This window comes from Nostoc cf. edaphicum LEGE 07299, from assembly GCF_015207245.1.
In the GTDB taxonomy this organism is placed as follows: Bacteria; Cyanobacteriota; Cyanobacteriia; order Cyanobacteriales; family Nostocaceae; genus Nostoc; species Nostoc edaphicum_B.
In genome coordinates this window covers 1-9,895 of sequence record NZ_JADEXF010000051.1, presented here as the reverse complement: position 1 = coordinate 9,895, position 9,895 = coordinate 1, and the positions used below count along the sequence as shown (strand labels likewise).

Here is a 9,895-nt window from a genome sequence, read left to right as displayed (position 1 = left end):
GTGCGATCGCAAATGCCCTAAAAGCAGCTACATTTGCTGATAAAATCACTTGGCACTTGCCTACACCAGCATCAGAACAGCCATCGCTGATGTCTTCGTTGGTTAAAGCACATAGCCCAGCCTACATCAAAAAACTATGGCAAATCGCTTCTAGTGGCGGCGGCCCTTTGGATGGAGATACGCCAGTTTCCCCACGCAGTTATGATGTGGCATTGTTGGCAGTCAGTGCATGGTTGGATGGAGTTGAGGTTGTCTTAGAGTCGGCTAATCCAGCTTTTGTACTAGCGCGTCCCCCAGGACATCATGCTGAAAGCGATGCAGGGATGGGCTTTTGTCTATTTTCTAATGCCGCGATCGCCGCTTTATTTGCTTTAGAACAACCTGGAATTAACCGCGTCGCCATCCTTGATTGGGATGTACATCATGGTAATGGTACTCAGGCGATCGTTGAAACTGAAGCACGCATCGCCTATTGTTCTCTACATCAATACCCATGCTATCCCGGTACGGGAAGATCGACAGAACGAGGTTTTCACAATAATGTATTAAATTTACCAGTACGCCCTGGTAGTGATATTGCAATATATCAGCCACTATTTGAAAACAAGGTAGTACCGTTTTTAGCCAACTTCCAGCCAGATTTACTAATTGTCAGTGCTGGTTACGATGCCAATGCAGAAGATCCTTTGGCAAGTATTAATTTACAGCCAGAAGACTACGCTTTATTTACTGATTATTGTTTGGGGCTAACTCGTAAAATTCTGTTTGGCTTAGAAGGTGGTTACGACTTCGATACTCTTTCTCAATCAGTTGTAGCGACGATTGAACGCTGTTTACAAGACTCAGTACTGAGTGCTGAGTTTTGAAGTTGAGTACTGAGTACTTTCGCACTGGGTAAAAGCCCCGCCCCTTGTGGGCGGTCTTTTAACTCAGCACGGGCTAAACGCCCCGCTTCCGCTAACAGCACTCGGAACTCAGCACTCTTCATTTTAAGTTTGTCCTGTTTATCCCATTTCACGAAATACTCGATATATATACTGACGATCGCAATTTACCTTGGTAATAGCCTAAATTCTCTGCGAAGATTTGGGAACACTGAATACTGACGCGGTTATAGCTGACATACAGTTATGAAAATTTCTCACAAACTGGTTGCAAGCTTTGTTGGTGTTTCTTTATTAAGGATTGTAGTTGGTGCGGTTGCGATCGCCGACAATGGTGGTGCGATACCTGAAACAGTGCGATCGCGCATTTTTGATCCTTTTTTCACCACGACACCTATCGGCAAAGGTACTGGTATGGACTTATCCATCAGCTACAAAATAGTCATAGAAAAAAATCGTGGCAAGATATGGTGTGATTCCACCTAGTGCGTGTCATTAGTTGAAGCAGATCGCGGTAGGAGCAAGGGAAATTGCAGCGAGAAAGTTGTTTTGCCCAATGCCCACTTACCCTGAGCGAACGCGAGTGCGTCTCGTAGAAAAGCAGAAGGGATACCCCGTTCCCCATTCCTTTTTTATAAACTTTATAGAATCTTCAGAAAGAAAAATTTTCAGCGGGGTTCTGAAAGAGCTAAAGTTTTGTTAAGATGCAATTGCTAGCAGTTTCTCAGCGAAATTCACCTATCGGGGTGTGGAGAAATAAAAAGCACAAGCAGCACAAATTCCCAAAGGTGAAGCAATGACCACCTATATTTTTTTCGACGAAGCCTTACGAATGCTGACCAACGCCTATTTGCTCTCAGTAGTACTGTTAATGGCAGCTTCTGGTATAGGTCTGGCGGTAATTGAGACAATAGAAAAGACAGGAGAACGCTAAGTTTACGGATGGCAATGTAGTTCCTGCCAAAAACCTTTGGATACAAGTGTTCGCCGTGAATAAATCCTGGGAACACTAAAGGATGAAAGTCTTATAGCGTTATAGTCCTACCTGTAAATCTACCAAACATACAGGTAACGGTAACGCTATTGGGACTCAAACCAAGGAGCTACTACAATGGGTCTATTCGACGCTGTGTTGGGTACAGATAGCCAAACCCAAACAGCACTCAATCCAGCGGAAGCTTTTGCTGTCATTATATTGACGGCAACTGCTTCAGACGGTTATCTTTCTGTTGAGCAAGCAAATTCTATCATTTCTATGCTGTCTCGGCTGAAACTTTTCAAAAGTTATCCCAATGAAATGATGAACAGGCTGTTTGACAAAATTTTGGGCATTCTCCAAGGCGATGGCTTTAATGCTTTGTTTAATGCAGCCAAAGATTCTCTATCTCAAGAGTTGCGGGAAGCAGCCTTTGCAGTAGCTACCGATTTAGTCCTAGCTGAAGGTATTATACCTGAAGAAGAAAAAAACTTCTTAAATGATTTATATCAAGCTTTAGGGGTTTCGAGTGAGATAGCAATACAAATTGTGGAAGTAATCTTGATTAAAAATCGTGCATAGGGCGATCAAACATAACTTGTTATGCCCATTGTCCTGACTTGATTAAACTGTATAAGTAGCTTATAAATAAAGCGTGGCACGGAAGTTAGGCTTCTTTGCCACTATTTTTTGCTTTTATGATTTTGAACTTTAAATTATCAATTGCTTATGCGTTGTTCTGCCACCCTAACCCAACTGGCTGAAGTTATTTTGGCCCATTCTGTAAACTTATCTGAAACTGCTTTAACACAAGTAACTAGCGGTATCCAAACAGATAGCCGTACCTTGAAGCCGGGTGAAGTATTTGTCGCTTTCCGAGGCGATAAGTTTGATGGACATGAATTTGTGCCAACTGCGATCACAAAGGGGGCAATAGCTGCAATTGTAGATTTTGAATACGAAAATCCGGGATTTCCTGTACTAAAAGTAAAAGACACCCTCAAGGCATATCAACAAATTGGCCGATGGTGGCGCGATCGCTTTAATATTCCTGTAATTGGTGTAACCGGTTCGGTGGGTAAAACTACAACCAAAGAATTGATCGCCGCAGTTTTAGGAACAAAGGGACGAGTTCACAAAACTTATGGAAATTACAACAACGAAATCGGGGTTCCAAAAACTCTTTTAGAACTTGGCGCAGAACATGACTACGCCGTAATTGAAATGGCGATGCGCGGTAGAGGACAAATTGCCGAACTGACGCAAATAGCGCGGCCAACAATTGGAGTAATTACCAATGTGGGGACGGCGCATATTGAGTTACTCGGTTCCGAAGAAGCGATCGCTGAGGCAAAATGTGAGTTGTTAGCCGAAATGCCTGCTGATAGTGTGGCAATTCTCAACCACGACAATCCTTTATTAATGGCCACGGCGGCGAAATTTTGGCAGGGAGAAGTTGTAACTTACGGCTTTTCTGGTGGAGATATTCAGGGGCAGTTAATTGATAACGAGACTGTGGAAGTGGCAGGAATCCAACTACCTTTACCTTTACCTGGTCGTCATAATGCGACTAATTTCTTGGCAGCTTTAGCGGTGGCAAAGGTTTTAGGAATCGATTGGGCAACCCTCAAATCAGGTGTGATGGTGGATATGCCCACAGGGCGATCGCAGCGATTTAACTTACCCAACGATGTGGTAATCTTAGATGAAACTTATAATGCTGCACCAGAAGCCATGATTGCAGCATTGCAATTATTGGCAGATACACCCGGAAAGCGGAAAATTGCCGTATTGGGTGCAATGAAAGAATTGGGAGAGCGATCGCAGCAGTTGCACCAGCGAGTGGGAGAAACAGTACGAAAATTGAATTTAGACGGTTTGTTGGTTTTGGTAGATGGAGAAGACGCCGAAGCGATCGCTCAAAGTGCCGAAGGTATCCCATCGGAGTGCTTTGCAACTCATGCCGATTTGGTGGCTAGATTGAAGACATTTGTGCAAACAGGCGATCGTTTATTATTCAAAGCCGCTCATTCTGTGGGATTAGATCGGGTAGTTAATCAGTTACGTACAGAATTTCCCAAATGAAAAACTCCACGCCACTTGCAGGATAGAGTTTTTGGGTATGGCAAATGGGGTATGGGGAAGAGTCACCAATGCCCAATGCCCAATGCCCAATGCCCCAATAGAAACTCTCACAACAATCCCCGATAACGAATAAAAACCAAAATCACCGCCCACGACCCCAACGCAACTTTGACTGCAACCAGAATATTCAGCAAGGGGACAATCCCCCCACTCAAAAGTGCGCCCATTTCCCCATGCGGTAACTCCACTCCAGTCAGAGTTATAGCCGCCAGTACAATGAAAACAAGAACCGAAACCTTCTCCCAAGTAGCGGCGTGGTAGCGCTGGTAAATCCCTTGCATCCACTCTGGTGATGAGGTAATGGCAATCAACCCGATCGCAGTTCCACCTGCGACTCCAGCCGCAAAACCACCGCCAGGGCTGAGATGTCCCCGAATAGCTAGTTCGATACTTACCATCGCAGCAATAGTTGCTCCCAGACGCGCTAGCACAATGGATGGTTGATCGGTGAAACGATAGATCGCGCAGGACGGCTGTTCATTCGCCAGCAGAAAATTAACTCCCATGATCGCGATCGTAAATACCACCACCTCGAAGATCGTGTCATACAACCGATTCCTGAGAATGATCACTGTTACCGCATTGGGCATACCACCATCTTTAACAATCGATTCAACGATCGAGAAATCCGGTACGACTGGCGCTGAATTCGGCAAGACGAGCATTTTTACAAACAGCGCTATCCCTGCTGCAATGTAGATCCATTTCATTTATGCTTCTCCCCTTCAGCTGGTGTATTTACATAACTCAGGATTGTCGCTGGTGACGTAAGTTCAGTTTGCATAATCTCATAGATGCGTTTCACCCTAATGGCGGTGTGATAAAACTGTTTTTCATCCTCACTGGTTGCGTGGTTTTGTTCTCGTCTGACACAAGTTGCATGGACTTCTTTATCCATCAGCGCCCGTTCCAAAGCTTGGGTATTTGGGTAGGGAACCAGTTCTAGACGCATCTGGCGTTTGCGAAAAATTTTGCGTAAGTCATCCATCAGCTGCCCAAAATGCTGTTCGTCCTCTGCCTCGTCTTTCAGCAAGCCAAGACGCATCACCAGGGATGAACGCACTGCCACAGCGTAAAGGGTAATTGCCAGCATAGTACCCACCAATGCTTCGGTTAAAGCAACATCTGGCGCTCCTAAAACCGCATATACCATTGCCGCCACCGCTCCCAATATGCCGCGAATTACCAGCGCATGGTATGGATTGACCTGAAATACCACCATACACGCAGCCAACGGCAACAGGGCGATGATGATATAGAGATAGCTATCATTCATAGTTTCCCTCGCTACTAGAACAGTAAGCCAATACATACCCCAGCACTGTATTCCAGATGGCCAAGGAGATGAGAGCGAGGATGAGCAGCGGCCATTCACTCGGTATCTTTAAGAGCAGCCCGATGATGATACTCATTGATCCAAGGGTGTCTGCAACCGAAAGACTATGGAGTTTGAATAATAGCGATCGCTTGCCCAACAGAGGAAAGGTTCCCCAAAACCAGAAGAAAAGTCCTAAGCATATACATATATAACTAAAAAAGTCAATCATACTTCATTCATTCGTTTGATTACATGAGCCAGCAACATTAAGCCAGCATTTCCCACGCTTAGGATGATGACTCCAACAACACCAATCATCCAATCATCACGGAAGACGGATACCACCAGGATCATGATTGAAGTTTTGGTGGCAACACTGGCAAATGCAAGCATTTTTTGCCAAATATCATCATCTTGCCATGCCTCATACATGGGGATGAGCATTGCCAAAATCATTGCAATCAAGACCAGATTCAGGATCATACTTTTCTCCTCCGTCGCACCCAATGTACTTCGTACCAGCCTGCTTCGTGGTATTTCAAAACAATGGTCTTTGGCGTAAAGGTAATTAGGAAGATATCTAGGAATACAAGCCCTGGTGTACGTCCTGGTTTAACTTGTTCCATCGTTATCTCTTCGTATTTATGCGGGCGGAGGATGATTTGAAATGCCTCCATATACGCCTGCGGAATCGCCACTATAATTTCACCCAGCACACGCAACCAATCTTTTAATGATTGTTTAGCTGTTTTACCACCCGGCAATAGAAGTGCGATGCTGATGCCAATGATGATATTCGCCACACTGAAATTGGCAGTGAGCAAAAACCAGATAGTCAGCCGCAATATTAGATTTAAATACCCAACCATGCAAATCCCTTCCAGAACAATAGGATTAAAATCAGACTCATGACACCGATCAAATGGTCAAATTGTTCAAGGACACGCGGTAACTTGAGTACTGAATGTTTAAAAATTAATAAATACGCCAACCATCCAATGCCGATGGTTGCGAGGGGTTTGATGATATTCGCAACGGTGTACGCCTCGTAATACACAATATTAGCTAGGAACAGCCCACCGATCAACAGAATTATCGCTGCCCAGAAACCAGGCTTTACCTCTGCTTTTCCCCCACGCGGCAGAAATATAAATTTGGCAAAAGATATTGCTGTTCCAAGGGCTGCAATATTCATAGCGATCGCTTGCCAAGGCAGCAAATTCTTCGTTGTCAACACCTTCGCCCCAAAGCCGGACAATAAGGGAAAACCAGATATCGAGAAGCTGGCTATAACCAAGGCAATCCAGATTGGGGTAGCGATCGCTCGATGTTGTAGTTCTTTGAAATTGCGACTCGGTAAAGCCCCGGCAATTAGAAAAAGCGCCGATTTAACCAATCCGTGCGTCAGCGCATAAAAACCACCCACGGACGGCGCAGCGAGGATAAAGCCCAACTGCGAAACCGTGTGAAACGCCAGCATCCGCTTGGTATCTTTTTCAAAGACTGCATAGAAAACTCCCAAAAGCGCCGTCCCAACTCCGAAAATTCTCACTATTGGGTCAATCTCTTCCACCATCAGCGCACACCGCACTAATGGATAGACACCAGCTTTTACCACAACTCCCGACAGCATCGCCGACACTGGCGTTTCCGATTCGGAGTGAGTCAAGGGCAACCATAATCCTGATACAAAAATTCCTCCTTTTGTCAAGAGTCCCAAAAAAATCAGGGCAAGGGCTTCTGGAGGTGCTACGCGCAAACCCTCAAAACTAAAGGAATGATGCGCCTGATAGACCAACACCGCGCCAACCAGATAAAAAAGCATTGCCACGTTGCTGATAAACAGATAACGTAAGCCAACCCAAATCGAGCGGTCAGTTCGGGGATAGGCAATCAACAGAAACGCAGCAATACCACTTACCTCTAACGCCACGTATAAACTGATCAAATCCGAACAGGCAAACGCGGCATTGACACTGCCGTGCAAAATAATCAGTTGTGCGTAAAAAAAAGCTGTTTTATCGCTTTGCCAACAGTAGAGGATGACTGCTGCCGTCACCAGCGCATTAGTTAAGATAAAGTAGCCGCTTAATTGATCGACTGTTAAAATAACGCCAAAATTATCTAGTAACTGTAGTGTCAGTGGCGATTGAGTGACAAATAGTTGCAACGCATATCCTGCGGAAGCCAAAGCTACAAATAGTGCGAGGTATTTATCAAGTTTGGGGAGTAGATAAATGACGAACCCCAAAAACAACGGTAGTGCAATCCAGGCGATCGTAATATTACTCATCTAACACCCCCAGGAGACTCCCGCTACACCCGTTCGCGGAGCGTTCCGCAGGAAAGGGTTAGCGGTGAGAGGAATGGGGGAACAGCAACGAGCTTCACCCCCAAGCGACTTTGAGCGTAGCTCAGAGAGTGCGCGGGGTGAGCGAGTTGCTGTTAATGATTCATGTGGATGAGTTATAATACTAGTATGACTCAATCCATATCTGTTAAATGTAAGCTTATAGTCACCTCTAACTTGTGCGGCGAAATCGACCGCACATTGGAGGGGTTTGCTGATGCTTGCAATCAGATATTGGAGGTAGCCAAGCGTGAGAATTGCTGGAATACTACCAAGCTTCACCACAAGGTTTACAAGCCTGTGCGTGAGGCAACGGGGTTGAAAGCTAACCATGTTTGTCAGGCTATTAGAAGAGTTATTGGTAACGCCAAAGCAGTTAAACAAATACACAAATTTAGACCCACCTCTATCAGTCTGGATGTTCGCACCTTTGCTTATAAGGAAGGAACCCAATCCGTAGGGGTGACTTTGATGTGTGGACGAGTTGAATTTAAATTGTCCATTGGAGGTTATCAAATTGCATTGCTTAGGGGTCAAACTCCAACCAGTGCAACAATGAATAGAACGAAACTTGGACAATATTTTATCAACTTCGTTGTTGATATCCCGACTCAACCCACAGGTAAAACTCCCAAAGTAATTGGGGTCGATCTCGGAAGGCGGGATATTGCCACCACATCCACGGGTAAGTCGTGGAATGGTAAACAAATTCAATCTATTCGTGACCGATATAGCAAAGCCAGAGCTAATGTTCAATCCAAACGCACTCGGTCGTCTAGGCGACTTCTGAGAAGGCTTTCTGGGAAAGAACGGAAGTTTCAAGAATGGTTGAATCACAATATTTCTAAACAACTTGTTCAAGATGCAAAACGGATAAACGCGGCATTGGCTTTTGAGGATCTGACTAACATTAGAGAGTCGCTCAATCAAAAGCCAAGAAGCAAAGTTGAACGTCGTAGAACTAATAATTGGGCGTTCTATCAACTGCGTTTGTTCGCTGGATACAAGGCGAATATTGCTGGAGTAAGAGTGGTATTTGTCCCACCTGCATACACATCTCAAACTTGTTCGCGCTGCCACCACATCCACCCAATTAAAGGGAAGTCGTACCGCAACGGAAAAGCTTTTAAGTGCGGGCATTGTGGATTTGAACATGATGCTGATATAAACGCGGCTAATAATATTGCTGCTCTTGGGGTGAATGAAGTAAACTCGCCCGAAATTCCGGGGATTGCTTGTCAATTAGAGGGGCAATTGTCTCTCTTTCCGACAGGCGAAATCTGGGATAAAGCTCCCGCTACACCGCAAGGTTAGCGGGAGTTGTTTACGGCGTGTTATTCTTCTCGATTTCGTTGCTTTCCAAAGTCGGATTATCTCGTGCCAACTTCATAACGCCGACCAGCATTAACGCCTGAATCGAAAATCCGATCACAATCGCCGTCAATATAACCGCCTGGGGAACCGGATCGGCGTATCTGATATTTTTGACGTTGGAAATAATTGGTGTGAATAAGCCATTTCGTGATGCAATTAGCACGTAATAGGCGATAACCCCGGTACTCATGACATCCATAGAGATGATCTTCATAACGAGGTTCTTTTTAAGGATGATGCCGAAAAATCCGCAAAATATTGTTGCGAATATGCACGCTTCTAACACGGAAATTGCCTGTTGGATAAGGATTGAAGGTAAAAGAGAAAATAAAATTCGTCTCTTTTTCCTATTTTGTGTTTAAGAAGATGTTTTAAAAGTGGTGGCTGATGTATCAAAAACTTTAGATCCTCCTAAATCCTCCTTAAAAAGGAGGACTTTGATCCCGGTTCCCCCATTTTGAAGGGGGGTTAGGGGGAATCAATAAGTACCTAAAATCACAGCCTAAGACTTTTCAAACAACCTCTAAAGGTAAAACTAACTAGCCGATTAAATTGGCTTCCTTTAAAGCTTCTTTTTCTTCTGGTGATTGTTTGAATGCAAACCGCAATAAAGGCGGCGCTAAGAAGGTTGTCAAAATCACCATAATAACGATCGCAGCTTGCAATGGTTTATCAAGAGTACCACTAGCTGCACCAATGGCGGCAAACACTAACCCAACTTCACCACGGGGAATCATCCCCACACCAACTGCTAACCGATTAATTCCAGGTTGACCAAAAACCGCCCAACCTGTGACAACTTTACCGATAATTGCGATCGCAATTAAGAATATAGCAATAATTAATCC

The 9,895-nt window shown here is 44.7% G+C and carries 14 protein-coding genes; 6 read left to right on the top strand and 8 right to left on the bottom strand.

Annotated elements, in window-relative coordinates; genetic code table 11:
• The 5 genes from IQ229_RS02660 to IQ229_RS02640 form a co-directional block, all read left to right on the top strand.
• Window positions 1-866 (top strand): histone deacetylase family protein (locus tag IQ229_RS02660; protein ID WP_194041040.1); only part of this gene is annotated, 866 nt, incomplete at its 5' end.
• A 264-nt stretch (window positions 867-1,130) separates the two neighbouring features.
• On the top strand, window positions 1,131-1,370 hold the full coding sequence (locus IQ229_RS02655) for an ATP-binding protein (RefSeq protein WP_194041038.1): 240 nt from the start codon (window positions 1,131-1,133) through the stop codon (window positions 1,368-1,370).
• Between the two features lie 310 nt (window positions 1,371-1,680).
• On the top strand, window positions 1,681-1,818 hold the full coding sequence (locus IQ229_RS02650) for a hypothetical protein (RefSeq protein WP_194041036.1): 138 nt from the start codon (window positions 1,681-1,683) through the stop codon (window positions 1,816-1,818).
• A 177-nt stretch (window positions 1,819-1,995) separates the two neighbouring features.
• Window positions 1,996-2,442, top strand: a complete 447-nt coding sequence (locus tag IQ229_RS02645; RefSeq protein ID WP_194041034.1) for a tellurite resistance TerB family protein — start codon at window positions 1,996-1,998, stop codon at window positions 2,440-2,442.
• 147 nt (window positions 2,443-2,589) lie between these two features.
• Window positions 2,590-3,945 (top strand): UDP-N-acetylmuramoyl-tripeptide--D-alanyl-D-alanine ligase, encoded by a 1,356-nt coding sequence (locus IQ229_RS02640; protein ID WP_194041032.1) that lies wholly within the window; start codon window positions 2,590-2,592, stop codon window positions 3,943-3,945.
• Between the two features lie 107 nt (window positions 3,946-4,052).
• Here IQ229_RS02640 and IQ229_RS02635 read toward each other — a convergent pair whose 3' ends face one another.
• From IQ229_RS02635 to IQ229_RS02610, 6 genes are read right to left on the bottom strand one after another with little or no spacing between them, the layout of a single operon-like run.
• Window positions 4,053-4,715, bottom strand: coding sequence for a Na(+)/H(+) antiporter subunit B (locus tag IQ229_RS02635; RefSeq protein ID WP_194041030.1), 663 nt, complete (start codon window positions 4,713-4,715; stop codon window positions 4,053-4,055).
• The gene (locus IQ229_RS02630) at window positions 4,712-5,281 is read right to left on the bottom strand and encodes a DUF4040 domain-containing protein (protein WP_194041028.1); all 570 of its coding nucleotides are present in this window, start codon (window positions 5,279-5,281) and stop codon (window positions 4,712-4,714) included. Before IQ229_RS02630 ends, IQ229_RS02635 begins: the two co-directional genes overlap by 4 nt.
• Window positions 5,274-5,552 carry a monovalent cation/H(+) antiporter subunit G gene (locus IQ229_RS02625; protein ID WP_194041026.1) on the bottom strand — a complete coding sequence of 93 codons (279 nt, stop codon included), beginning with the start codon at window positions 5,550-5,552 and terminating at the stop codon, window positions 5,274-5,276. The genes IQ229_RS02630 and IQ229_RS02625 overlap by 8 nt, the downstream gene beginning before the upstream one ends.
• Window positions 5,549-5,806: a hypothetical protein gene (locus tag IQ229_RS02620; protein ID WP_109011844.1), complete on the bottom strand. Its 258-nt coding sequence runs from the start codon at window positions 5,804-5,806 to the stop codon at window positions 5,549-5,551. Before IQ229_RS02620 ends, IQ229_RS02625 begins: the two co-directional genes overlap by 4 nt.
• Window positions 5,803-6,192, bottom strand: coding sequence for a Na+/H+ antiporter subunit E (locus tag IQ229_RS02615; protein ID WP_194041024.1), 390 nt, complete (start codon window positions 6,190-6,192; stop codon window positions 5,803-5,805). Before IQ229_RS02615 ends, IQ229_RS02620 begins: the two co-directional genes overlap by 4 nt.
• Window positions 6,177-7,616: a cation:proton antiporter gene (locus IQ229_RS02610; RefSeq protein WP_194041022.1), complete on the bottom strand. Its 1,440-nt coding sequence runs from the start codon at window positions 7,614-7,616 to the stop codon at window positions 6,177-6,179. The genes IQ229_RS02615 and IQ229_RS02610 overlap by 16 nt, the downstream gene beginning before the upstream one ends.
• 186 nt (window positions 7,617-7,802) lie before the next feature.
• Between IQ229_RS02610 and IQ229_RS02605 the strand changes: the two genes are divergently transcribed.
• The gene (locus tag IQ229_RS02605; RefSeq protein ID WP_194041020.1) at window positions 7,803-8,987 is read left to right on the top strand and encodes an RNA-guided endonuclease InsQ/TnpB family protein; all 1,185 of its coding nucleotides are present in this window, start codon (window positions 7,803-7,805) and stop codon (window positions 8,985-8,987) included.
• A gap of 10 nt (window positions 8,988-8,997) precedes the next feature.
• Here IQ229_RS02605 and IQ229_RS02600 read toward each other — a convergent pair whose 3' ends face one another.
• The gene (locus tag IQ229_RS02600) at window positions 8,998-9,333 is read right to left on the bottom strand and encodes a cation:proton antiporter subunit C (RefSeq protein ID WP_069073515.1); all 336 of its coding nucleotides are present in this window, start codon (window positions 9,331-9,333) and stop codon (window positions 8,998-9,000) included.
• 253 nt (window positions 9,334-9,586) lie between these two features.
• Window positions 9,587-9,895, bottom strand: a 309-nt coding sequence (locus tag IQ229_RS02595) for a cation:proton antiporter domain-containing protein (RefSeq protein WP_194041018.1), incomplete at its 5' end; no start/stop codon positions are given.